The organism is Methylosinus sp. R-45379 (assembly GCF_001644125.1).
In the GTDB taxonomy this organism is placed as follows: domain Bacteria; phylum Pseudomonadota; class Alphaproteobacteria; order Rhizobiales; family Beijerinckiaceae; genus Methylosinus.
Genome location: NZ_LUUM01000246.1, coordinates 1 through 23,000 on the forward strand (window position 1 = coordinate 1; position 23,000 = coordinate 23,000).

Genomic DNA, 23,000 nt, shown 5'->3' on the forward strand with positions numbered 1-23,000 from the left:
CGATATGTCCGCTCCCCGCGCCTATCTCGACCATAACGCCACCACGCCGCTGCGGCCGCAGGCGCGCGACGCCATGCTCGCGGCGCTGGAGACGCTCGGCAATCCCTCATCCATCCATGCCGAAGGCCGCGCCGCCCGCGCGCTGATCGAGGCGGCGCGCTGTGAAATCGGCGCGGGACTTGGGACGAAATCACGCAATGTCGTCTTCACGTCCGGCTCGACCGAGGCCGCCAATCTGATTTTGACGCCTTTCTTACAACGAGACCAAACTACGGCGGAGATCGATCTGCTGCTCCTCGGCGCCGGCGAGCATCCGGCCGTTCTCGCCGGCCATCGCTTCCCCGCCGAGCGCGCCGAGACCATCGGGCTCGACCCGGAGGGCGGCCTGTCGCTCGATGCGCTGGCCGATACGCTGCAGCGCAACAAAGGTAAACGAATTCTGCTCGCCCTGCAGGCCGCCAACAATGAGACCGGCGCCATACAGCCGGTCGCCGCCGCGGCCGATCTCGTCCATGCGGCAGGGGGGCTCCTCATCTGCGACGCCACCCAGACGGTCGGCCGACTGGAGACCACATTCGCGGCCCTGCGGGTCGATGCTTTGTTCTTTTCCTCACATAAGATCGGAGGCCCTATGGGCGCCGGAGCACTGGCGTTCGCCGAGGACCGGCTCCATATCAGAGAGGCGCTTTTGCGCGGCGGAGGACAGGAGAGCGGACGCCGCGCCGGCACCGAGAATGTGGCCGCCATCGCCGGTTTCGCCGCGGCTTTCGCAGTCGCAAAAAAAAGCATGGCTGCGGAGGCCGAGAGGCTCGGCGCGCTGCGCGATCGGCTGGAGGCGAAAGTCGCAGAAATCTGGCCGGAAGCCATGTTTCTCGGCGCGAAAGGCCCAAGGCTCGCCAATACGTCGGCGTTTCTGACGCCGGGGCAGAAGACGCAGACTCTGCTGATGGCGCTCGATGTCGAAGGCGTCGCTCTCTCCTCGGGATCGGCCTGCTCCTCGGGCAAGGTGAAAGCCTCCCATGTGCTCGCCGCAATGGGCCTCGAGGAAAAGGCCGCGCTCAGGGCGAGCTTGGGTTGGAGTTCGACCGAGGAGCATGTAGATTTGTTTGGTATCGCTTTTGCAGGGGTCGCAAAGAGGATCAGGGCGCGGCGGACGGCCGCCTGAAGGGCGGCTCCGGCGGCTCTAATTTCGGCCGGCGGGCCTTGAACCCGTCGAGACGAGGAGAGGACACATGGCGGCTCGCCAGGAGACGGTGGCGCGCGTCGAAGAGATCGACGTCGACGCATATAAATACGGCTTCACCACCGATATCGAATCCGAAAAGGCCCCAAAGGGTCTCAGCGAGGATATCGTCCGCTTCATTTCGGCAAAGAAGAACGAGCCCGAATGGCTGACCGAGTGGCGGCTCGAGGCCTATCGGCGCTGGCTGACGATGGAGGAGCCCAAATGGGCTCGCGTCGACTATCCCGCGATCGACTATCAGGACCTCTATTACTATTCCGCGCCGAAATCGACGCCCGGCCCCAAGTCGCTGGACGAGGTCGATCCGGAGCTGCTGCGCACCTATGAGAAGCTCGGCATTCCGCTGCGCGAGCAGGAAGCGCTGGCCGGCGTCGAGCAGCGCAAGGTCGCTGTGGACGCGGTGTTCGACTCGGTCTCGGTGGCGACGACCTTCCGCGAGGAGCTGTCCAAGGTCGGCGTGATCTTCTGCCCGATCTCGGAAGCGGTGCGCGAGCATCCCGAGCTCGTCCGCAAATATCTCGGTTCTGTCGTGCCGGTGACGGATAATTTCTACGCCACGCTGAACTCCGCCGTCTTCTCGGACGGGTCCTTCGTCTACATCCCGCCGGGCGTACGCTGCCCGATGGAGCTGTCGACCTATTTCCGCATCAATGAGAAGAACACGGGACAGTTCGAGCGCACGCTGATCATCGCCGACGCCGGCTCTTACGTCAGCTATCTCGAAGGCTGCACGGCGCCCAAGCGCGACGAGAACCAGCTGCACGCCGCCGTGGTCGAGCTCGTCGCTCTCGACGACGCCGAGATCAAATATTCGACGGTGCAGAACTGGTATCCTGGCGACAGCGAGGGCAAGGGCGGCATCTACAATTTCGTGACGAAGCGCGGCGATTGCCGCGGCAAGAACTCGCACATCTCCTGGACGCAGGTGGAGACGGGCTCCGCGGTGACGTGGAAATATCCGTCCTGCATTCTGCGCGGCGATAATTCGCAAGGCGAGTTCTATTCGATCGCAGTGTCGAACGGCTATCAGCAGGTCGACAGCGGCACGAAGATGATCCATCTCGGCAAGAACACCAAGAGCCGCATCATCTCCAAGGGCATCTCCGCAGGCCATTCGCAGAACACCTATCGTGGACAGGTGTCGGCGCATCGCAAGGCGGAAGGCGCGCGCAATTTCACAAATTGCGACAGCTTGCTCATCGGCGACAAATGCGGCGCGCATACGGTGCCCTACCTCGAGTCGAAGAACGCCTCCGCCGTGTTCGAGCATGAGGCGACGACGTCGAAAATCTCCGAGGACCAGCTGTTCTACTGCATGCAGCGCGGCCTCTCCGAAGAAGAGGCGACGGCGCTCATCGTCAATGGTTTCGTGCGCGACGTTCTGCAGAAGCTGCCCATGGAATTCGCAGTGGAAGCGCAGAAACTGATCGCAGTGAGCCTCGAAGGCAGCGTCGGTTGACGTATCGATGAGCAAAGAGGCGCTCTGCGTTTATTGAGCGCCTCTTTACGAGGCAGGCGAGCGACGAAACGGCCCCAATAGAGCGGCCCCCGAATTGCAACGTCCCTCGCACGACAGCGAACAGCCAACAGGACGACACCATGATCGAAATCAAGAATCTCCACGTCTCCATCGGCGAGCGTAAAATTCTCGACGGGCTGAACCTCACGGTGAAGGACGGCGAAGTGGCGGCCATCATGGGGCCGAACGGCACCGGCAAATCCACGCTCTCCTATGTCATCTCCGGCCGCGACGGCTATGACGTCACCGAGGGCGAGGTGCTGCTCGACGGCGAGAATATTCTGGGCCTCGAGCCGCATGAGCGCGCCGCCAAGGGCGTGTTCCTCGCCTTCCAATATCCGGTCGAGATTCCGGGCGTCGCGACGATGACCTTCCTCAAGGCCGCCGTGAACGCGCAGCGCCGCTCGCGCGGCGAGGAAGAGCTGCAGACTCCGGACTTCATGAAGCTGATCCGCGAGGCTTCCACCAAGCTCGGCATCAATATGGACATGCTGAAGCGCGCGCTCAACGTCGGCTTCTCCGGCGGCGAGAAGAAGCGCATGGACATTCTGCAGATGAGCCTGCTGCAGCCGAAATTCGGCATTCTCGACGAGACCGACTCCGGCCTCGACATCGACGCGCTGCGCATCGTCTCCGAAGGCGTGAACGCGCTGCGCTCGCCGAACCGCAGCTTCCTCGTCATCACCCATTATCAGCGCCTGCTCGATTACATCAAGCCGGACACTGTGCATGTGATGGCCAAGGGCAAGATTCAGAAGACCGGCGGGCCGGAGCTCGCGCTCGAGCTCGAGAAGAGCGGCTATCGCGATTATGTCGGCGAAGCGGCGTGAGGATAAGATCATGACCGTGCAGGCGATCGACAAGAAGAGCGAGGCCGAGACGGCCTTCGCCGGCGCCTTCGAGGCGATGAAAGGCAAGGGCGCGTCGTCGTTGCGCCAGGCCTCGTGGGAGTTCTTCACGCGCAAAGGGCTTCCGACGCGTCGCGTCGAGGCGTGGCACTACACTGATCTGCGCGCCTCGCTGCGCACAGTGGCTCCGCTCGGCGCGCCGGGAGCGATCACGCTGCCGCCGACGACCCTCGGCCGTGTGCGTCTCGTCGTCGCCGACGGCGCCTTCCGGCCGGAGCTGTCCGATGTCGCGGCTCTGCCGGCCGGCGTCGAGCTCTCCTCTCTCGCCGATGTCCTCGCCAAGGAGGACGGCGCCGTCCTCACGGCGCTGGGCCTGCCGGAGAATGCGGGCGCCGACGCAGTCGTCGCTCTCAATGCGGCTCTGATGCAGGACGGCGTGGTTCTGCGCATCGCTCCGGCGACGGACGTCGCCAAGACGATCGAGATCCTGCTGCTCTCCACCGGCGGCGAGGCGCTCTCCTCCTTCACGCGCTCGCTCGTCATCGTCGGCGACGGCGCCAAGGCGAAGATCGTCGAGACGTCGCTCGCCCTCGCGCCCTCCGGCGCGCAGGAGAACCACGTTCTCGCTTTCGCGATCGGCGCGGGCGCCGAGGTCGAGCATATCGCCGACATCGGTCCGCAATCGGAATCCGCCATCCGCCTGTTCAGCCTGCTGATCACGGCGCAGGCGAAAGCCGCGTTCAAATCGCTCGGCTTCGTCGAAGGCGGCGGCCTCGTGCGTCGGCAAATCTTCGCGCGGCTCGCCGGCGAGGAGGCGAGCGTCTCGCTCGACGGAATCTCTCTGCTCGGCGGCAAGGATCACGCGGATACGACGCTCGTCGTCGAGCATGCCGCGCCGCATTGCAAGAGCCGCGAGCGCTTCCGCAACGTGCTCGATGGTCAATCGACGGGCGTGTTCCAAGGCAAGGTGGTGGTGCGCCCGGGCGCGCAGAAGACCGACGGCTCCATGCAGTCGCGTGCTCTGCTGCTCAGCGAGAACGCCACAATGAACAATAAGCCGGAGCTGGAGATTTTCGCCGACGACGTCGTTTGCGGCCATGGCGCCACTTGCGGACGTCTCGACGCCGACCAGCTCTTCTATCTGGTGGCGCGCGGCCTGCCCAAGCATGAGGCCGAGGCGCTGCTGATCGAAGGCTTCGCCGGCGAGATCGTCGAGGCGCTCGGCGAAGAAGCGGCGCGCGACGCCTATTTCGAGCGCATCCGCAGCTGGCTCGGCAAGCGAGGGGGAGCGAAGTGAACCAGCCGCTCTTGGCCGAGGCCACGCCAGCCTATGATGTCGAGGCGATCCGCCGCGACTTCCCGATCCTGGCGGAAAAGCCCTATGGCAAGGATCTCGTCTATCTCGACAACGCCGCCTCGGCGCAGAAGCCGCGGCAGGTGATCGAGCGCATCTCCCAGGTCTACGAGCACGAATACGCCAATGTGCATCGCGGCCTGCATTATCTCGCCAATGCGGCGACCGACGCCTATGAGGGCGCGCGCGAATCCTTGCGCCGCTTCCTCAACGCCGGCGATCGCGAGGAGATCATCTTCACGCGCGGCGCGACGGAGGCGATCAATCTCGTCGCCTCCTCCTTCGGCCTCGCCAATATCGGCGAGGGCGACGAGATCATCCTCTCGATCATGGAGCATCACTCCAATATCGTGCCCTGGCATTTCCTCCGCGAGCGCAAGGGCGCGGTGCTGAAATGGATCGAGACCGACGATAATGGCGTCTTCTCGCTCGAGGATTTCGAGAAACTGATCACGCCGAAGACGAAGATCGTCGCGCTGACGCATATGTCCAATGTGCTGGCGGCGCCGACGCCGATCGCCGACGTCGTGCGCATCGCCCACGCCCATGGCGTGCCGGTTCTCGTCGACGGCTCGCAAGGCGCGGTGCATCTCGATGTCGACGTGCGCGCGCTGGACGTCGATTTCTACATCATCACCGGCCATAAGCTCTATGGGCCGACCGGCATAGGCGCTCTCTATGGCAAGCGCGAGTGGCTCGAGAAGCTGCCGCCTTTCGCCGGCGGCGGCGAGATGATCGAGACCGTCACGCGCGACTATGTGACTTACAATACGCCGCCGCATCGCTTCGAGGCCGGCACCCCGCCCATCGTGCAGGCGGCGGGGCTCGGCGCGGCGCTCGAATATATGCAGAAGATCGGCCGCCCGGCGATCCGCGCCCATGAGGCCGATCTCACCGCCTATGCGCATGAACGCCTCTCCGTTATACCGGGGCTTCGAATCTTCGGTCACGCTAAAGACAAGGGACCGATCGTCGCTTTCGATATGCCGGAGGCCCATGCCCACGACATAGCGACCGTTATCGACCGCTCGGGCGTCGCCGTGCGCGCCGGAACCCATTGCGCCATGCCGCTATTGCAGCGCTTCAACGTCACCTCCACCTGTCGCGCCTCTTTCGCAATGTATAATACGCGCGACGAGGTCGATCGTTTGGCGGAAGCGCTACTGAAAGCGAAGGCGCTGTTTTCTTGATAAGGAGACAGAATCATGACCAAGACCGATGACGCGGCGGAGCCGCAGGAAGTCGTGACCGGTCGGGAGCTGACTCGGGATGAGCAGCAGTCCCTGCCCGCGGGCCGATCGAAGGAAGAAGTCGAACGGCTGACGCAAGGCATTGTCGCCGCGCTGAAGACCGTCCAGGATCCCGAGATTCCCGCCGATATTTTCGAGCTGGGCCTGATTTACAATATCGACATCACGCCCGAGGACGTCGTCTATATCGACATGACCTTGACCGCGCCGGGCTGTCCCGTCGCCGGCCAGATCGTCGAGCAGGTGCAGAGCTCGGTGAGCCTCGTGCCGGGCGTGATGGCTGTCATCGTCAAGCTCGTCTTCGAGCCGCCATGGGATCAGAGCCGCATGTCGGACGAAGCCCGCATGACGCTCGACATGTGGTGAGCGTGAGGAGAGCCGATGGACACGCCCGCGCCGAAAATCGACGGGTGTCTCGAGACGGCTCTCTATGTCGAGGATTTGACGCGCGCCTCGCGTTTCTATGAGGATGCGCTCGGCCTCGAGCCCATGTTCGCCGATCAGCGGCTCATAGCCTATGATTGCGGCCCGCGCAGCGTGCTTCTACTATTTGCGCGGGAAACAATGGGCGAAACGGTGGTTCTGCCGGGGGGCGAGATACCGCCGCACGAAGGCCGCGGGCGTCTGCATTTCGCGCTCGCGATCCGGCCCGAGGATCTCGGCCTGTGGGAGCGGCGGCTCGCGGAGAAGAATGTGCCGATCGAGGCGCGGATGGAGTGGCCGCGTGGCGGGCGGAGCCTCTATTTCCGCGATCCCGACGGCAATCTCGTCGAGCTGGCGACTCCGGGCATATGGAAGAATTATTGATCGCGACGTCTGGCCGCGCATCCACGCGGAAGACGAAGGGATGTAGGGAGCGAACAGATGAACGTCATGAGCCTCAGCGACTCCGCGGCGGAGCGCGTGCGCGGCCTGCTCGCCGGCGCCGAGAACGCCAATATCGGCCTGCGCATTTCGGTGGAGAAGAGCGGCTGCGCCGGCATGGCCTATAAGATGGAACTGGCCGAGCCCTCGCCCGGCGACGAGGTGATCGAGGAAAAAGGCGCGCGCGTGATCGTCGCCGGCCAGGCGGTCATCTATCTGCTCGGCACGCGCATGGATCTCGATGTGCAGCAATTCTCGTCGAGCTTCGTCTTCCAGAACCCGAACCAGACCTCGGCCTGCGGCTGCGGCGAGAGCGTCGAATTGAACCCTGTCGATCCGAGCGCGGTCGAGAAGCATGTGAGCGGCTGAGTCCGGGAGTAAAGATGCGAGCCTGAAGGCTCGCGGTCCAACGCACGCCCTGGACCGCGAGCCTTCAGGCTCGCTCTACCTGTTGGTCGGTCCATCGAAACGGGATTGCACCCGGCCGCGTAAGGCGCTAGGCCGCAGGCTCGAAACCGAGCGCGGGATATCGCAATGGCGGAAGGCAAAGGCCTTACTTATGCGCAGGCTGGCGTCGACATAGACGCGGGCAATCGATTGGTGGACATGATCCGCCCCGCCGTGCGCTCGACGCGCCGGCCGGGCGCGGATGGCGAGATCGGCGGCTTCGGCGGCCTCTTCGATCTCAAGGCGGCCGGCTTTTCCGATCCGGTTCTCGTCGCCGCCAATGACGGCGTCGGCACCAAGATCAAGATCGCGATCGAATCGGGCCTCCATGGCGCGATCGGCGTCGATCTCGTCGCAATGTGCGTCAACGATCTCGTCGTGCAGGGCGCCGAGCCTCTGTTTTTCCTAGACTATTACGCGAGCGGCAAGCTCGAGCCGGATGCGGCGGCCTCCGTCGTCTCGGGGATCGCCGCCGGCTGCGTCGAGGCCGGCTGCGCGCTGCTGGGCGGCGAGACCGCGGAAATGCCGGGCCTCTATTCCAAGGGCGATTATGATCTCGCGGGCTTCGCCGTCGGCGCGGCCGAGCGCTCCCGCCTGCTGCCGCGCGCCGAGGTGAGGGAAGGCGATCTTCTGTTCGGTCTGCCCTCCTCCGGCGCCCATTCCAACGGCTTTTCGCTCATTCGCCGCATCGTCGCCGAGTCGGGCCTCGCCTGGGACGCGCCCGCGCCCTTCGCCGCCGAGCGGACGCTGGCCGAGGCGCTGCTCACGCCGACGCGCATCTATGTGAAGCCGCTGCTCGCGGCGCTGAAGCGCAGCGAGAAAATTCTCGCCCTCGCCCATATCACCGGCGGCGGCTTTCCGGACAATCTGCCGCGCGTGTTGCCGAAGGGGCTGGGCGCGTCGCTCGATCTCGGCGCATTTCGCCCGCCGCCAGTCTTCTCCTGGCTCGCGCTGACGGGTGGCGTCGCGGAAGCCGAAATGCTGCGCACATTCAACTGCGGAATCGGCATGGTCGTGGTCGTCGCCAAAGAGGGCGCGGACGAAGCCGTGGCGGCGCTGCGCGAAGCGGGCGAGACGCCGATCGCCATAGGCGAGATTGCAGCGGCGGGCGACGGGCCGCGCGTCGTCACGCGCGGGACCCTGCCGCTGTGAGCCGGCGGCTGCGCACGGCGATCCTCATTTCCGGGCGCGGCTCCAATATGGACGCGCTGATCGAGGCGGCCCACGCGCCGGATTTTCCGGCCGAGATCGCGCTGGTCGTCTCCAATCGCCCGGAGGCCGCGGGCCTCGCCAAGGCCAAGACGGCGGGAATCGCCGTCGCCGCGGTCGATCACAAAATCTACGCCGGCCGGGAGGAGTTCGAGCGCTCGCTGCAGATTGTGCTGGAGACGCACCGAATCGACTTTCTCTGCCTCGCCGGCTTCATGCGGCTGCTGACGCCCTGGTTCATCGGCCAATGGCGCGGGCGCATGCTCAATATCCATCCGGCGCTGCTGCCCGCCTTTCGTGGCCTGCACACGCATGAGCGGGCGCTCGCCGATGGCGTGAAAATCCACGGCTGCACCGTCCATTTCGTGGTTCCGGAAATGGACGAAGGGCCGATCGTCGCCCAATCCGCCGTCGCCGTGCTCGATTCCGACACGCCGGACAGTCTCGCGGCGCGCGTGCTCGAGCAGGAGCATCTGCTCTATCCGCGGGCGTTGCGGCTCGTCGCTTCCGGCGCCGTCAGGGTGGATGGCAATCGCGTGCTCGGCGCGAGCCCGTCGCCGCAGCCGGCGCTCGCCGTCCCCTCCTCCGGCTGATCCTGCCGCGGGCATCCGGCGCCGTTGCGAAAGCCATGGCGGAAAGGATAGGACGCGCCGCCCTTGCACGGACTCGGTAGCGCGAAAACGCAGAGATAGACGCCGAACGCCAAAAGCTTTGCGAGGCCGAGCGCTCCGTCGAAGGGCGTCGCTATGAGCAGAATCGTGAGCGCCAGCAAACCTGTGGCCCTCACCCCCCAATAAACCCAGCGTTTCGTCATCATATCGCCCTTGCCGCCGTCGCGCGGACTCGCCCCAATGTTAACGCAAAGATACGAGACTTACTTAACTTTGTCGGCTACCAATATGATCTTTGTAGTTTCTCGATCATATTCTCGAAGCGGCTTCCGCAAAGAGGTTTTGATAATGATCAAATTATACTCGTTCGGTCCCTATTTCGGTCTTCCAGACGCAAGTCCCTTTGTACTCAAGACTATGACGCTGCTGAAATTCGCCGGCCTTCGCTATGTCGAGGATCATTCCGGCTTCGGACGCGCGCCCAAGGGCAAGCTGCCCTATATCGACGACGATGGAAAGATCGTCGCCGATTCGACCTTCATCCGCCTCTATCTCGAAAAGACCTATGGAATAGATTTCGACGCCGGCCTCACGGCGGAGCAACGCGCCGCCGGCTGGGCGATCGAGAAAATGCTGGAGGAGCATTATTATTGGCTGATGGTGCAGGCGCGCTGGATCGACGACGGCAATTTTGCGCGCGGCCCGGCGCAGTTTTTCGCGCGCGCTCCAGCTCTGATCCGCCCGCTCATAAAGGCGTTGATCCGGAAGAAGATCGCGCGCAGTCTTACGGCCCAGGGCCTCGGGCGGCATTCGAACGACGAGCTCGCCGTGCTGGCGCGGCGCGACATAGAGGCGCTCGCCGTGCTGCTCGGCGATAAGCCCTATCTATTCGGCGAGGCGCCCAGCGCCGCCGACGCCACGGCTTTCGCCATGGTGGCGGAATCGCTCGTTGTCGAGCTTCGATCGCCCCTGAGCGAGGCAGTAGCGAGCAGGCCCAATCTCGTGGCTTATCGAGACCGGGTGCTCGCCGCTTATTTTCCGAGCTATGTCGTCGCCTGAAAAATCAGCCGACGATCTCATTGCCCGAGAAGAACTGCGGGATCTCGATCGCCGCCGTCTCCGGGGCGTCGGAGCCATGCACGGAATTCTCGCCGATGGAGACGGCGAATTCCTTGCGGATCGTGCCCGGATCGGCGCTCGCCGGATTGGTCGCGCCCATGACGGTGCGATATTTGGCGATGGCGCCCTCGCCTTCCAGAACCTGGACGACAACCGGGCCGGAGGTGATCGATTCGATCAGCTCGCCGAAGAAGGGGCGTTCCTTATGGACGCCATAGAAGGTCTCGGCCTGCGCGCGCGTCAGTTGGATGCGCTTCTGCGCCACGATGCGGAGCCCAGCGTCCTCGATGAGGGCGTTGATCTTGCCGGTCAGATTACGCTTGGTGGCGTCCGGCTTGATGATGGAGAATGTGCGTTCGATCGCCATGGGCGCGTCGTCTCGTCGAGTTCGAGGATGGGATTTAAGATCGGGGCGCTTATAGCCGTCGGCCGGACGCCCGGCAACCCGGCCCGAGCGGCGACAATTTTCCTTTTGACCGCAACCGCGCGGCGTCGCGGCGAATTGCCCATGGCGGCGAGCGCTGATATGGCCAGAATTGCTCGCTTCATCGCTTGTATTTGAGAGGAACGCCCGGACATGTCTTTCACGCCGCGCCCGCTCGTCGCCGGAAATTGGAAAATGAACGGGCTTTCGGCGTCGCTCGGCGAGATCGAAACCATCGCCGCGCGCTATGACGCCGCCTTGCGCGAGAAGGTCGAGCTGGCGATCTGCCCGCCCGTCACTCTTCTGGAGCGCGCGGCGCGCATTCTCTCCGGCGCGAAAATCGCGCTCGGCGGGCAGGACTGCCACGAAAAGCCGAGCGGCGCGCATACGGGCGATATTTCCGCCGAAATGCTGGCCGACGTCGGCGCGTCATATGTGATCGTCGGCCATAGTGAGCGGCGCGCCGATCATGGCGAGGGCGATGCGCTCACCCGCGCCAAGGCGCAGGCCGCTCTGCGCGCCGGGCTCACGCCCATCGTCTGCGTCGGCGAGACGCGCGCCGAGCGCGACGCCGGTCGCGCATCGGCGATCGTCGAAGCGCAGCTCGACGGCTCGCTGCCGCGCAGCGTCGCGCCGGATCATCTCGTCGTCGCCTATGAGCCCGTATGGGCGATCGGCACCGGCCTCACGCCGACGCCTCTCGACGTCGCGCAAATGCACGCCGCCATCCGCGCCCGGCTCGTCGCCCTCTTCGGCGCCGGCGCCGAGGCGACCCGCATTCTCTATGGCGGCTCGGTGAAGCCCGCCAACGCCGCCGAGCTGCTGCGCGTGAAAAATGTCAATGGCGCGCTCGTCGGCGGCGCCTCTTTGACCGCGAAGGAATTTCTGGAAATCGCCGAAATCTATCGCTGAGCAATGATATTCTCGCAATCGTTTCGCGATAGAGTCGCAGCGCGTAAGGGCGTCTTCGCCGTTTTCATTCGCTTTCATTGCTCGCGAGGAGATTTTCAATGTCCTACACGCTCATCGTCGCGACCTTTGTCGTCACCACCTCCCAGGCCGCCGGCGCAGTGGCGACCAACGCCATTCCCGGCTACGCCACCGAGGAGAAATGCGTCGAGGCGGCGCGCAAGCTGCAGCCGCGCGCCTCTCTCGGCATAGCCGCGGAAGGCAAGGAGAACGGCACGCCGCTGAACACGCGCATGACCGGATATTCGGGCCTCTGCGTGCCGGCGCCTTGACTCGCCTCCCCTGCTCCGCTTTAACTCTGCGGCCATGACCCTCGTCCGCTCCGCGCGCTACTATTGGTATTTTAGCTATCCTGCGCCGGCGGCGACGGGAGGCGAGCGCGTGTGAGCAAAAGACGCGAAGCCTGAAAACCCCGAGAGCCGCCAGTCCCGCTGGCGGCTTTTTTGTTCCGCGGCGCGACGCAAAATTGAAAAAGGAGCCCGCCGTGCCGACCGAGACCGACGACCTTCGCATCGTCAAGATCACCGAATTGAGCCCGCCCGCCGAGATCATGCGCGAGCTTCCGCGCAGCGAGAAGGCCAGCGCCACCGTGCTCGGCGCGCGCGCCGCCCTGCGCGAGATTTTGCGCGGGCGCGACGATCGCCTCGCCGTCGTCATCGGCCCCTGCTCGGTCCATGATCCCGACGCCGCGATCGAATACGCCCGCCTGCTCGCCGAGGCCAAGCGCGAGCTCGGCGACCGGCTCGAGATCATCATGCGCGTTTATTTCGAGAAGCCGCGCACCACGGTGGGCTGGAAGGGCCTCATCAATGATCCGCGCCTCGACGGCAGCTTCGACATAGAAGCCGGGCTGCGCCTCGCGCGACGGCTGCTGCTCGACGTCAATGAGCTCGGCCTGCCGGCCGGCTGCGAATTCCTCGATATGACGACGCCGCAATATATCGCCGATCTCGTCGGCTGGGGCGCGATCGGCGCGCGCACCACGGAGAGCCAGGTGCATCGCGAGCTCGCCTCCGGCCTCTCCTGCCCGGTCGGCTTCAAGAATGGCACCGACGGCAATGTGCGCATCGCGCTCGACGCCGTGCTCTCCGCCTCGCAGCCGCATCATTTCCTCGCCGTCACCAAGGACGGCCGCTCGGCCATCGCCTCCACCAGCGGCAATGAGGATTGCCACATTATTCTGCGCGGCGGAAAGACGCCCAATTACGACGCCGCCAGCGTCGACGCCGCGGCCAAGGAAGCGGAGAAGTCCCGCGTCTCCCCCTTTCTGATGATCGACGCCTCGCACGCCAACAGCAGCAAGAAGCCCGAGAATCAGCCCGCCGTCGTCGAGGATGTGGCCCGGCAGGTCGAGGCCGCCGAGCGACGCATCATCGGCCTGATGATCGAGAGCCATCTCGTCGCCGGACGGCAGGACATCGTTCCCGGCAAGCCGCTGGTCTATGGCCAGAGCGTCACCGACGGCTGCATCGACTGGACGACCTCGCTCGCCGCGCTGCGCCGCCTCGCCGCGGCCGTCGAGCGGCGGCGCGCCTCCGGCGGAGCGTCGGCGGGGCTGGTCTCGAGCGCCTGAGCCCCGCGACGATCCGCCGCAGAGCCCCCGTGACGCCTCCTATGCGACACCATATGAACACAAAGGCGGGAAACGGGGCTCGGCCGCCTGCGAGAGGAGTTGACGTCATGGAGATTTCTCTAGAACAGGCCGTCGAGATTCATGCGCGCGCGCTCACCCGCCGGCTGCGGCGGGACGCGCCCACCAATGCGCGTGAGCGGGCCGTCGATCTGCAGAGGGCCGGCGACAGCGAAGGCCATGGCGTCTGGCTTCGCGTCGCCGAGAGCGCCGAGCGGCTGCTGGGCGAAAAGGCCCGCGCCGAGGCCGCGCTGAATAGGTAGACTCCACGATAGGAACTGTCACAAAAGGTCATCGTCGTCGGTTTAGCGCTCTGCGGCAGAAACGAGTCGTGGAGCCGACCGATGATGCAGATCGCCGAAATGCTGGCGCCGAGCGGCCTCGATCCAATGCCGCTCGCCAGCGTCGCCCCCTCGAAGGCGCATGAGCGGACGCTGGCCAGCTATCTCCTCAACCGCCATCGCGGAGCCGCCGCAGTGCGCGATATTCTCATTGCGGACATTCGCGGCTTTGTCGATCTCGGCCAGTCGCGCGCCGCCGCCGATCTCCTGGTCGTGCTGAGCATGCTGCTGGCGCGTTGGCCGGAGACGCGCCGGCGCGCGCCGCGGCCGCTGGCCTGGGACGCGACGGGGCCTTCGCCATGCGACGCTTGAATCGGCGTCTCTGATCGATCGAACGCGCCGTTCGATCGGCGGCGCTCTAATGACGAGGTTCCGATTCGAGCGCACGCGTCAGCTCGCCGATGATGCGCTCGACCAGCGCATTCTCGGCGTCGAAATAGGCGCGCTCCTCGCGCTCCAGCTCATCGAACTCCTCCGGCTCGCAAATCTCCTTGCGAATGTCGCAGAGCCGCTCGAAGCGTCGGCGCAGGCTGCCGACCAGCGCTTCGGCGTCGCTGCGCGCCAGCGTGAGCATAATATTCGGCTCCATCTCCTCCTCCCCTTTCGTCGCTCCCGCCCTCTCGCCAGAAATGGCGTGCGAAACCCGCGCGCGCAATGAAACGACGGTCCCGCTCGCGGAAAATGGATTGAAGCTTCTGTGTCATGCGCCAGTTAGAGCAAAACTTTCTCGACCCCTCTCGACCGAAGCGAAAGGAAGGCTCTCCATGGAACGTCGTGAATTCGTCGCCGCCGCCGTCGGCGCGGCCGCCGCCCTCTCCGCCACGCGCGCGCTGGCCGAGGATCAGACCGCCAATCCGCATGCCGAGCACATGATGCATGGACCGAAATTTCAGGCGCTGATGAAGACCAGCGCCGAATGCGTCTCCACCGGCAATGAATGCCTGCGCCATTGCTTCGGCATGTTGTCGATGAACGACACCAGCATGGCCGGCTGCACCAAGGCCGCCTATGATCTCGTCGCCGCCTGCGCCGCGCTCGAATCGCTGGCGGCGGTGAACTCGACCTTCACGCCGACCCTGGCGAAGGCAGTGGGCGACATATGCATGGCCTGCAAGAAGGAATGCGACCGCTTTCCGCAATATTCGGAATGCAAAGCCTGCGGCGACTCCTGCAAGGCCTGCGCGGAGGAATGCCGCAAGGTCTCCGTCTAAAGTCTCAATAGCGAATGAGCGTGCGCAGACCGACGACGAAGGCGCTGCGCAGGCTCCTGACTCCATTCGGGTCGCGCGGGTCTGCGATATTGCCGCCGGGGCGGCGGATATATTGCAGATCCGGCTGCAGCGTCCAGCCGGGAACGAGGCTCGCTATATAGGTCGCCTCGACCAGCGCCTCGCCGGAACGAATGGGCGCGAATTGATTGCCGAAAGCCGCCGTATCGCGATCGAGCCCACGCGCGCCATTGGAAACGCGCGCATAGCCGACGGCGACGCCGAAGAGATCATCCGGCCGCGCCGGCGCGCCGCGGAAGGAGACGCCGGCGTCGGCGTAGAAATTCACCAGATTGCGATCATTGGGCGCGGCCTCGGCGCGCGCGAAAGCGCCGGCGCCGCCTTCGTCCGATCGGAAGATCTGCTGATCGACCAGCGCATAGACACCGAAATTTCCGCGACGGCGAAGCGGAACGCCGGCGCTCGCGGGATCGGCGAGCGAAAGTCCGTCGGCGCCGAAACGCTCATCGGCAAAGACGCCGAAATGCCGCCAGCCGCCGATCTTGGCGACGCCCGGCAGATCGTCGACCGCATATTTCCATTGCCCCTCGCCGATGACGAAAGGCGCGTCCTTCAGACGAAAGCGCACGCCATCCGCATTGCGGCGCTGCGGATCGGGAGACTCGAACGCGCCTTGGGGACCGGCCGGATCGCCGTCGAAGACAGCAGCGAGAATGGCGAAGCGCTCCGTCTCCCATTTCGCGCGCGCGCCGAGATTGGACAGTGGAAAAGCGGCGCCGCCGGCGGGCAGATCGGCGATGGCCAGCGCCGGCCAGCCGAAGCTGTTGTTGACGAAAATCTTCGCCGATGCGCGCGTCATGAATTCCTGATCCGCGCCCATCTGGCCGAGGCGAATGGAGGCGCCTTCGGCGACGCTCTGCTCGAACCAGGCCTCGAAGAGACGGGTCGTCGGCGTCGCCTCTATATTGCTGACGGGCATCAGCGCGCCCGTATAAAATTGATCTATGCCGCGCCCATGCAACTGCGAGGCGTTGGCGTGGAAGACGAGGCCCGTGAAGCCGAAGGCCTTGTCGAGATCGGCGTCCAAGGAAACGCGCAGCTTGCCGTCATAGATCGTTCCGCGCCGCAGGCCGCCGGAGACATCCGAAAAAGTCTCGCCGATATATTTGAGGCCGAATTCGAAGCCGCGCGCCGCGAGCGCGTCGCGCGCCGCCGCGGGCTGCGCCAGAGATTCGGGAAGGCTCGTCGCGATCGTCGGCGGATTATCGTTCTGGGGCGCGGGATCATGATGATCGCCGCCTCGCGCCGACGCCGCCTCGGCGAAAACCAGCGCCGCGGCGGCCGCGCCGAGGCCGATGATGATCTGGAGCGCTCGCATTCTCGTCCTTCGCACATTCTCCGCGTCGCAGCGTAAAGGCCGTGACACGGGAAATCAACGCGAACGCGGCCGTTACTGCGTGAGACGCGAGGCGGAGGAAACGGCGTTCAAGAACAGGGTCGACAGCGCCGAGCTGATGTCGCCGCCCGTGTTCACCTCGAAGAAGAGATCGGGGGAAGAGGCGCAGCTCTTCATATTGTCGGCGATCTGCGATGCGAAGGTGGCGACGGTCCCCTGGTAGAAGCCATTGCTCGGCACGGGATAATAGGTCGTGTAGAGAACCGCGATCCGAATTCCGCGGTTCTTGATCGTCGTGCAGAAGGAGGTGTCGACCGGCTGCAAGCAACGGTAAAACGAGCCATAGGCGTTCGAATAGTTCCAATTCAGCGAAGTCGTGCAGGTTCCGCTGGAATAATAGCTCGCATCGATAACGCCATCGGTCACGAGCATCAGCACTTCCTGCGGCTTGTCGCCGGCGACGCGGGCGCCGCTGCCGGGCGCCGGCATGGTCGAGTTCAATCTGGTGAGCGCCTGATTGAGATCGGTCATCGCGTCATTGGTGTTCAACGCGCCGCCGGTCGTGACCGTATCGTAGGTCGAGCTGCTGGTCGGATAGGTGTACGACATATTGGCCGCGAGCACATTGTTCGAATCCATCAGCGGCGGCGTCATCGTCCCGATATTGGACTGGATGACGCTCACATTGCCGCGCGTCGTCGGGACGAGATTCTGCATCATCGTCACGCCGTAATTGAAGCTATAGGCCGCGAGGCGATAGGTCGCGCCATTGGAGGCCATCGTCGATTGCGCGGTCGTCGCGAGGCTCTTCGCCGCGTCCCGAACATTGTCGATGCGCAGCTTTATCCCGTTGTTCTCTGCGTAGGCATAGCTGTCGATCGTCCCCCAGCCGGGATAAGGCGTCGAATATTCATTGTCGCTGACATTCTTCTCATGGCAGGCGAAGGCGCATCCGAAGGCGTTCATCGCTGTCACGCCCGCCTGTGTGGCGGGCAGCTCCATAGACGGCGAATTGTCGAGCAGCAGATAAAAATCGATATTGCGCGCCGTCGTCGCGGTCGCCGAGGCGGTCACCGTTATGTTCGATGTCCGCAAGCCGTAGAAGCCGCCGAAAGAGTTCTGCACCTTCGTCGTATAAGTGACTGACACGCTGCGTGTCATGGAGCCGGGCGCAGGATCGTCGCCGCCGTCGACCGTGAGACTGGCGGCGTCATAGGTCACTCGCGTGATCTGCGTCATCTGAGCGGCGAACATCGTCCTTGCCGCCGCCTGGGCGACGGTCCAAGACTTCAGCATCATTGGCGGCGTCGTCGCCGCGAGCGCGGCGGCGTCGGCCGCGGCGTAGAGCTGCGTCTTGATGCGCCCGGCGTTCGCATAATCGATGGCGCCGCCGGCGGCGATCATCAGAGGAATCGCCGTCAGCGCGAATATGATCGCGACATTGCCTCCTCGATGAGCAAAGAATTTGCCGAGAGTCCGAAACATCATCATGCGTCGCGCGGCCATTTCGTTCAATTCACCCGGGGCACGGATGAGGTGATGCGGGGGTTGATGTAGAATGTGTAGCGGATCGGCACCGCCGGGATCATCTTGGCGCCGAAAGGCGGCGTATAGTCATAGCGCACATAGGCGTAGATCAGCGATGTGCCCAGCTGCGCCATGCCCGCGGGAAGAACGAACGGCGATCCATCGACGAGCTTGGTGGTGTGGAAGGGCTCGTTCCAATCGACCTTCGTGCCGCTCCCATCGGTCGAGACCTCGGCGAGAACGATCGTCAGATTGGCGGTCGAGAAAGGCGCGATAATCTGCGTCGAGGCGTTCAATATCGTCGTGAGATCGGCGGTGGACACGCTCGCGCGACGTGCGACGAGATCGGTCAGCGTGCGGCCGGTGATCGCCACCTTGCGACTGATGCTGATCGCCTCGCCGAGCGTGAACTCGCTGACGAGGATCAGCACGGCGATCGGGATCATCAGCGCGAATTCGACCGCGATCATGCCGCGCTCGTCGCGCCGAAGCGCGCCGGCGCGCCGGCCGGCGTTCGACGTTAAGCGACTGAGACAGCGCATTCGCAATGGGCCTGCTCCGATGTTTACGAGTAGGGCTCGACCTGGAATACGGCGGTCGCCATCAATAAACGCCTGCCATTCGGCAGATTGGCGAGATTGAATCCGAGCGGTCCACCGACGACAGGAAATTGATAGATCACGCGCAGCACGAGAACGCTGCCGACGCCGCCGGTCTGGAATTTCCAGCTATTGGTGACATTGCCGCTGGAATCATAGGTGAGGACGGGAGCCGAAGTATCGACAGAGGCGAAAGCGCTCGCCGTCTGCAGATCGACGATCAGCTGTGTGCAAGTAAAGAGCGCCGTCAGTCCGCCGCAGACCTTGGTCGTGAATTGCTCCTGGTTGAGTCCGCCCTTCTGCACCGCGCCGGTAAGAAGCATGCGCGCCGATTTCTCGACGGCGGATTCCAGCTCCTGCTGCGCGAGAAACACCACGCCGACTTGGCAGATCGCGATCAGAATCGCAAACAGCGGAGCCGCGATGAAGGCGAATTCGACGATCGCGGCGCCCCGACGACAGGCGAGCAGCCCCGCGCCACGGGTGCGCGGCTTCGCCGGTCCTTCGTCGATGTCCTCGCTGCGCATGCCGATTCTCGCTCCCTGCCGCAGCATGACCGTAGCCGACAAACAAAGAGTTACCAGAGCTCGGCTATTACGGCGCCTGCGGCGGGCGCACGCTCGGCGCTCGCCCCCGAGGAGCGAGCGCCCAGAGCCTTCGTATTGACGCGCCGCGCACGGGGCACTTATCTACTGCGGCTTTGCGCCATCTCAGGACGAGGACATACGAGATCGATGTCGTTTTTCCGTTCCGCCGGCCTCTGCCTCTCGCTCTCTCTCCTGCTCACGGGGTGCGACGGCGGCTCCAATCTCGGTCCTGTGTCGGCGGAGGAGCGCGAGGCGCTGATTCGCACTGCGGCGACCACCGCGCCGAATCTGCAGCCCGGCGAGAAAATCCGCGTCACCGTCTTCGGCGAGGACCGCCTCTCAGGCGAATATGAGATCGACCCCGCCGGCTTTATTTCGCTGCCGCTGGCCGGCACGGTGAAGGCGGCCGGCTTCAGCAAGCCGCAGCTCGAACAGGAATTGGCGAAAAAATTCCGCGGCGAGTATCTGCGCAATCCCAAGGTGACAGTCGATGTCGCGAGCTTTCGTCCCTTCTACATAATGGGCGAGGTCGGCAAGCCCGGCGAATATTCGTTCAAGAGCGGACTCAATGTGATGAGCGCGATAGCGCTCGCCGGCGGCTCGACCTATCGGGCCAGCAGATCGACCGTTCTCATCCAGCATGTGGGCGAGCAAGGGTTCAAGGAATATCCGCTGGCGCCCACCATTCCCGTGCTGCCCGGCGATCTCGTGCGCGTGCCGGAGCGCTATTTTTGACGGCCCCGCCCCGCCTCTCGCCCTGAGAGACTAAGGGGCGCAGGCTTGACTGCGGGCGCGTTTCACTTACAAGCTGAACGCCTTCGAGAGGGCGTTATGAAGAGCAATTTGCTGCCGAATGGCGTCGCGGCGGGGATCGCGCTCATAATTTCGGCCGGTTCCGTCGCCCGCGGCGAGGAAATTCCGGCCGGCGTCACCGCCATGGGTCCCAGTCCCGAGGAAGGCCTCGCGATCGACGGCTGGATCGTCTATCCGTCCCTCTTCATCGGCTCCGTCTTCAACGACAATATCTATTCGACCGCCACTGATCGGCGCTCCGCCGTCGGCGTGCGCGTGCGGCCGTCGGTCCAGGCGGGCCTCGACAACGGCCTGCACAAATCCACGGCCTATGTGAGCGCCGACGCGCAATTCTATCCGGGATTGGGCGCGCAATTTCGGCTGTCGCCGACGCCGACGATCGATGTCGACCCCACCAATGTGACCGGCCGCGCCGGGATAAATCACATTTGGTCGCCATTCAGCGACCTCAACGTGTATGTTTCCGCCGATTACACGCGGCAGAGCGGTCTGTTCGGCTCCAATTTCGGAGCCACGGCGCCCAATGTCACCGTTCCGACCGGCTATACAGTGTCGGCCTCGCAGCAATTCTCCAATCAGTTCTCCGGCTCTGTCGCCGTCGAGAAGAAAATTTCCGATTGGTTCGTGCGCGCGACGACCGGCGTCCAATATGTCTCCTATGACAGCCGGCCGATCGGCTCGCTGGCCGCGAGCGGCGACGTGCAGAACGGTCTGAGCTACACGGCCACGCTGCGCGGCGGAATGTGGCTCTCGCCGATGTTCTACGGCTTCGTCGAGCCGACGCTCGATCTGCGCCGCTATGAGAACTCGATCTCCGACACCAATGGCTATCGCATCGTCGGCGGTCTCGGCTCGGATCTCATCGGCCTGTTCCGTGGCGAGGTCTATGGGGGCTATCAGAGCCAGTCCAGCGTGCAGAATTTTCCCGGTGGCGAGGTCACCAAACCCGCCTTCGGCGCAAGGCTGCACTATTATCCGACGCCCTATCTGACATTGACCGCGACGGTCGATCAAATGCTCGCCGCCGCCGCCGCGCCGACAGCTCTCGCGGGCCGTCTCGGCCAATGGTCGCCAGCGACGCTCAACACGCAATCCAAGCTGCAGATCGATTACGCCATCTCTCCCTTCTGGACCGCCTATGCGCGCGGCGGCTATGGCGAGACGCGCTGGACCAATTCGCCGCGCGCCGACACCGTGTGGGCGGCCGGCGGCGGCATCAGCTACACATTCTGGCGCAACATCGCGATCTCGCTGGACTATCAGCTTCAGAAGACCAGCTCCAATGTCAGCGGCGTCTTCGGCGCCATCGGCTATTCCACGGCGAGTTGGGGATTTACGCAGAATGTCGTGTCGGCCGGCGTAACCTATCGCTATTGAGCGCGCCGCGCCAAAGAGCTGGTCGCGCATGAGTCGCCCCGGCCTCGACCCGCCCTCATTCGTGGCGATATGATCTCCCCTCCGCAACCGCGCCTTTGGGGTGAAAAGCGCCGCATTCACCCCGATGGCGGCAGCATGGACAAGCGCCTCTTGCAGAAGCTCGCGCCTTTTTCGCGGGAGTCCTCGCTCCCGACCGAAAGCTCCCGCGAGCCGGCGCGCGGATTTTTCGCCGATCTATGGGGGGAAGGCGGCTTCGAGGCGCTTCTCCTCCTCGGCCTCGTGGCCGGATTGGCCGTCGCGCCCTTTTGGCTCGGCGGCAATCGCTTGCCGGCTTGGGGCGTGAACGGGCTGTATTTTCCGGCGCTGGTCATTCTCTTCGAGCTCGGCGTCCTGCTCGCCGGCCGCCGCCACGCCGTATCGATCACAGCCATCGCCGGTCCGGCGGCGCTCTTCAGCGCGGCGCTGTTGTGGATTTGCGTCCAGGCTTCCCCGCTCGCCTCTGGAGCGCTCGCGCATCCGATCTGGAGCATGGCGAGCGAGGCGCTGGAGCGGCCGCTCGACGGCGCGATCTCGGTCGATCGCGGCCAGACGCTCGTCTTCCTGCTCCGCCTCGTAACGGCGGCCAGCGTCTTCTGGCTGGCGCTCCAATTGTCGCGCCGCTCGCATCGCGCGCATTTTCTGCTGTGGACGATCGCGGTCATCGTGGCGGCCTATGCCGCCTATGGGCTCTTTCTCTCGGCCTTCGTCTCGGCGACGATTCCGTTTTTCGAAGCCCCCGCGCAAGGCCTTTTCGTGCGCTCCACCTTCGTCAACCGCAATAATTTCGCTACTTATGCGGGCATCGGGCTGGTGACGACGCTCGCGCTCCTCATTCCGCTCGCTGACCGAGACGCTCCGCGCGAAGCGGGCGCGCTCGCCGCTCGGCTGGCGCGGCGGCTGGAAGCGGCGGGCCTCGGCGGCTGGCTCCTGCTCGCGGCTGCGTTCGTGATCTTCGTCGCTCTGCTCGGCACAGTGTCGCGCGGCGGCATTCTGGCGACGATTCTCGGCGCTGGCGCCCTGCTCGCCCTCGCCTATTCGCGCGGCCGGCGCGGCGGAGAAAACGCTGGAGCCGTCGCGCTCGTCGTCGCTGGGCTCTCGGCGACGATTTTCTATTTCGGCGATCTCATCGTCCGTCGCACGCTCGACTCCGGCCTCGACGATGGCGGGCGCCTCGCCGTCTTCTCCATCACCCTTCGCGCCATTCTCGACACGCCGCTGCTGGGCTATGGCTATGGCGCCTTCGCCACGCTGTTTCCGCTCTATCGCGACCGTTCGATTCCGACGGCCGATATATGGGACAAGGCGCATAACGCCTATTTGGAGGCATTCTTGGGGCTCGGTCTCGTCTTCGGCGCAGCGCTCGTCGGCGCGCTCTTTTGGCTCGCGGCGAAATGCGTCATCGGCGCGGCGACGCGGCGACGGGCCTCGGCTCCGGCGGCGGCCGCCGCCGCCTGCTCGCTGCTCGTCGGCGTCCATTCTCTCGTCGATTTCGGCGTTCAGATAGAGGCCGTGGCGCTCACCTATATGGCCATTCTCGGCGCAGGCGTCGCGCAGGCCGAAAGCTCGCGCATCTCTCTCTCCGACTAGCCCGCTGGAACACGCATT

Annotated in this window: 26 protein-coding genes; 20 read left to right on the forward strand and 6 right to left on the reverse strand. The window is 64.5% G+C overall.

The window, feature by feature from the left end:
- The first annotated feature begins 4 nt into the window (after nt 1–4).
- The 11 genes from A1351_RS10925 (at nt 5) to A1351_RS10975 (ending at nt 10,404) form a co-directional block, all read left to right on the forward strand.
- Nucleotides 5–1,165, forward strand: coding sequence for a cysteine desulfurase family protein (locus A1351_RS10925; RefSeq protein ID WP_026598749.1), 1,161 nt, complete (start codon nt 5–7; stop codon nt 1,163–1,165).
- Between the two features lie 67 nt (nt 1,166–1,232).
- Entirely contained in the window at nt 1,233–2,702 is a 1,470-nt protein-coding gene (sufB, locus tag A1351_RS10930; protein WP_024880056.1) for a Fe-S cluster assembly protein SufB, read from the forward strand.
- 140 nt (nt 2,703–2,842) lie between these two features.
- The gene (gene sufC, locus A1351_RS10935; RefSeq protein WP_024880057.1) at nt 2,843–3,592 is read left to right on the forward strand and encodes a Fe-S cluster assembly ATPase SufC; all 750 of its coding nucleotides are present in this window, start codon (nt 2,843–2,845) and stop codon (nt 3,590–3,592) included.
- 10 nt (nt 3,593–3,602) lie between these two features.
- Nucleotides 3,603–4,907, forward strand: coding sequence for a Fe-S cluster assembly protein SufD (gene sufD / locus A1351_RS10940; protein WP_024880058.1), 1,305 nt, complete (start codon nt 3,603–3,605; stop codon nt 4,905–4,907).
- Nucleotides 4,904–6,154, forward strand: coding sequence for a cysteine desulfurase (locus A1351_RS10945; RefSeq protein WP_024880059.1), 1,251 nt, complete (start codon nt 4,904–4,906; stop codon nt 6,152–6,154). Before sufD ends, A1351_RS10945 begins: the two co-directional genes overlap by 4 nt.
- Before the next feature lie 15 nt (nt 6,155–6,169).
- Nucleotides 6,170–6,580 (forward strand): iron-sulfur cluster assembly protein, encoded by a 411-nt coding sequence (locus A1351_RS10950; RefSeq protein WP_198022766.1) that lies wholly within the window; start codon nt 6,170–6,172, stop codon nt 6,578–6,580.
- Nucleotides 6,581–6,595: 15 nt separating this feature from the next.
- Nucleotides 6,596–7,021, forward strand: a complete 426-nt coding sequence (locus A1351_RS10955; protein WP_024880061.1) for a VOC family protein — start codon at nt 6,596–6,598, stop codon at nt 7,019–7,021.
- Between the two features lie 57 nt (nt 7,022–7,078).
- On the forward strand, nt 7,079–7,447 hold the full coding sequence (locus A1351_RS10960) for an iron-sulfur cluster assembly accessory protein (protein ID WP_024880062.1): 369 nt from the start codon (nt 7,079–7,081) through the stop codon (nt 7,445–7,447).
- 159 nt (nt 7,448–7,606) lie between these two features.
- Nucleotides 7,607–8,677: a phosphoribosylformylglycinamidine cyclo-ligase gene (gene purM / locus A1351_RS10965; protein ID WP_064032966.1), complete on the forward strand. Its 1,071-nt coding sequence runs from the start codon at nt 7,607–7,609 to the stop codon at nt 8,675–8,677.
- A complete protein-coding gene (gene purN, locus A1351_RS10970) occupies nt 8,674–9,327 on the forward strand; it encodes a phosphoribosylglycinamide formyltransferase (protein WP_083967271.1) in 654 nt (217 codons plus the stop codon). The genes purM and purN overlap by 4 nt, the downstream gene beginning before the upstream one ends.
- Before the next feature lie 366 nt (nt 9,328–9,693).
- Nucleotides 9,694–10,404, forward strand: coding sequence for a glutathione S-transferase family protein (locus A1351_RS10975; RefSeq protein ID WP_064032967.1), 711 nt, complete (start codon nt 9,694–9,696; stop codon nt 10,402–10,404).
- A 4-nt stretch (nt 10,405–10,408) separates the two neighbouring features.
- On the opposite strand, the gene ndk is transcribed toward A1351_RS10975, so the two are convergent.
- Nucleotides 10,409–10,831: a nucleoside-diphosphate kinase gene (gene ndk / locus A1351_RS10980; protein ID WP_024880066.1), complete on the reverse strand. Its 423-nt coding sequence runs from the start codon at nt 10,829–10,831 to the stop codon at nt 10,409–10,411.
- Nucleotides 10,832–11,041: 210 nt separating this feature from the next.
- Here ndk and tpiA point away from each other — a divergent pair, with 210 nt between their 5' ends.
- The 5 genes from tpiA to A1351_RS11005 all read left to right on the forward strand — a co-directional run bounded on the left by tpiA (nt 11,042) and on the right by A1351_RS11005 (nt 14,140).
- Nucleotides 11,042–11,800 carry a triose-phosphate isomerase gene (tpiA, locus tag A1351_RS10985; RefSeq protein ID WP_064032968.1) on the forward strand — a complete coding sequence of 253 codons (759 nt, stop codon included), beginning with the start codon at nt 11,042–11,044 and terminating at the stop codon, nt 11,798–11,800.
- Between the two features lie 98 nt (nt 11,801–11,898).
- Entirely contained in the window at nt 11,899–12,129 is a 231-nt protein-coding gene (locus A1351_RS10990) for a hypothetical protein (RefSeq protein WP_018265265.1), read from the forward strand.
- Nucleotides 12,130–12,341: 212 nt separating this feature from the next.
- Nucleotides 12,342–13,430: a 3-deoxy-7-phosphoheptulonate synthase gene (locus A1351_RS10995; RefSeq protein ID WP_064033012.1), complete on the forward strand. Its 1,089-nt coding sequence runs from the start codon at nt 12,342–12,344 to the stop codon at nt 13,428–13,430.
- A 107-nt stretch (nt 13,431–13,537) separates the two neighbouring features.
- Complete coding sequence (locus A1351_RS11000) at nt 13,538–13,750, forward strand: hypothetical protein (protein WP_024880069.1); 213 nt, start codon at nt 13,538–13,540, stop codon at nt 13,748–13,750.
- A gap of 81 nt (nt 13,751–13,831) precedes the next feature.
- A complete protein-coding gene (locus tag A1351_RS11005) occupies nt 13,832–14,140 on the forward strand; it encodes a hypothetical protein (protein ID WP_064032969.1) in 309 nt (102 codons plus the stop codon).
- Between the two features lie 46 nt (nt 14,141–14,186).
- Here A1351_RS11005 and A1351_RS11010 read toward each other — a convergent pair whose 3' ends face one another.
- Nucleotides 14,187–14,417 (reverse strand): hypothetical protein, encoded by a 231-nt coding sequence (locus tag A1351_RS11010; protein WP_024880071.1) that lies wholly within the window; start codon nt 14,415–14,417, stop codon nt 14,187–14,189.
- A 175-nt stretch (nt 14,418–14,592) separates the two neighbouring features.
- On the opposite strand from A1351_RS11010, the gene A1351_RS11015 reads away from it, so the two are divergent.
- Complete coding sequence (locus A1351_RS11015) at nt 14,593–15,039, forward strand: four-helix bundle copper-binding protein (protein WP_064032970.1); 447 nt, start codon at nt 14,593–14,595, stop codon at nt 15,037–15,039.
- A gap of 4 nt (nt 15,040–15,043) precedes the next feature.
- Here the strand turns inward: A1351_RS11015 and A1351_RS11020 are convergent, their stop codons facing one another.
- From A1351_RS11020 to A1351_RS11035, 4 genes are all read right to left on the reverse strand, one after another.
- Nucleotides 15,044–16,435, reverse strand: coding sequence for a carbohydrate porin (locus tag A1351_RS11020; RefSeq protein ID WP_083967272.1), 1,392 nt, complete (start codon nt 16,433–16,435; stop codon nt 15,044–15,046).
- 72 nt (nt 16,436–16,507) lie between these two features.
- Nucleotides 16,508–17,944, reverse strand: coding sequence for a TadE/TadG family type IV pilus assembly protein (locus A1351_RS11025; protein ID WP_064032972.1), 1,437 nt, complete (start codon nt 17,942–17,944; stop codon nt 16,508–16,510).
- Between the two features lie 20 nt (nt 17,945–17,964).
- Nucleotides 17,965–18,450, reverse strand: coding sequence for a pilus assembly protein (locus A1351_RS11030; protein ID WP_245267316.1), 486 nt, complete (start codon nt 18,448–18,450; stop codon nt 17,965–17,967).
- Between the two features lie 95 nt (nt 18,451–18,545).
- Entirely contained in the window at nt 18,546–19,106 is a 561-nt protein-coding gene (locus tag A1351_RS11035) for a TadE/TadG family type IV pilus assembly protein (protein ID WP_064033013.1), read from the reverse strand.
- Between the two features lie 207 nt (nt 19,107–19,313).
- Here A1351_RS11035 and A1351_RS11040 point away from each other — a divergent pair, with 207 nt between their 5' ends.
- The 3 genes from A1351_RS11040 to A1351_RS11050 all read left to right on the forward strand — a co-directional run bounded on the left by A1351_RS11040 (nt 19,314) and on the right by A1351_RS11050 (nt 22,982).
- A complete protein-coding gene (locus A1351_RS11040) occupies nt 19,314–19,901 on the forward strand; it encodes a polysaccharide biosynthesis/export family protein (protein WP_064032973.1) in 588 nt (195 codons plus the stop codon).
- Between the two features lie 96 nt (nt 19,902–19,997).
- A complete protein-coding gene (locus A1351_RS11045) occupies nt 19,998–21,356 on the forward strand; it encodes an outer membrane beta-barrel protein (RefSeq protein ID WP_026598760.1) in 1,359 nt (452 codons plus the stop codon).
- Between the two features lie 135 nt (nt 21,357–21,491).
- Nucleotides 21,492–22,982: an O-antigen ligase gene (locus tag A1351_RS11050; protein ID WP_064032974.1), complete on the forward strand. Its 1,491-nt coding sequence runs from the start codon at nt 21,492–21,494 to the stop codon at nt 22,980–22,982.
- Nucleotides 22,983–23,000: the final 18 nt, after the last annotated feature.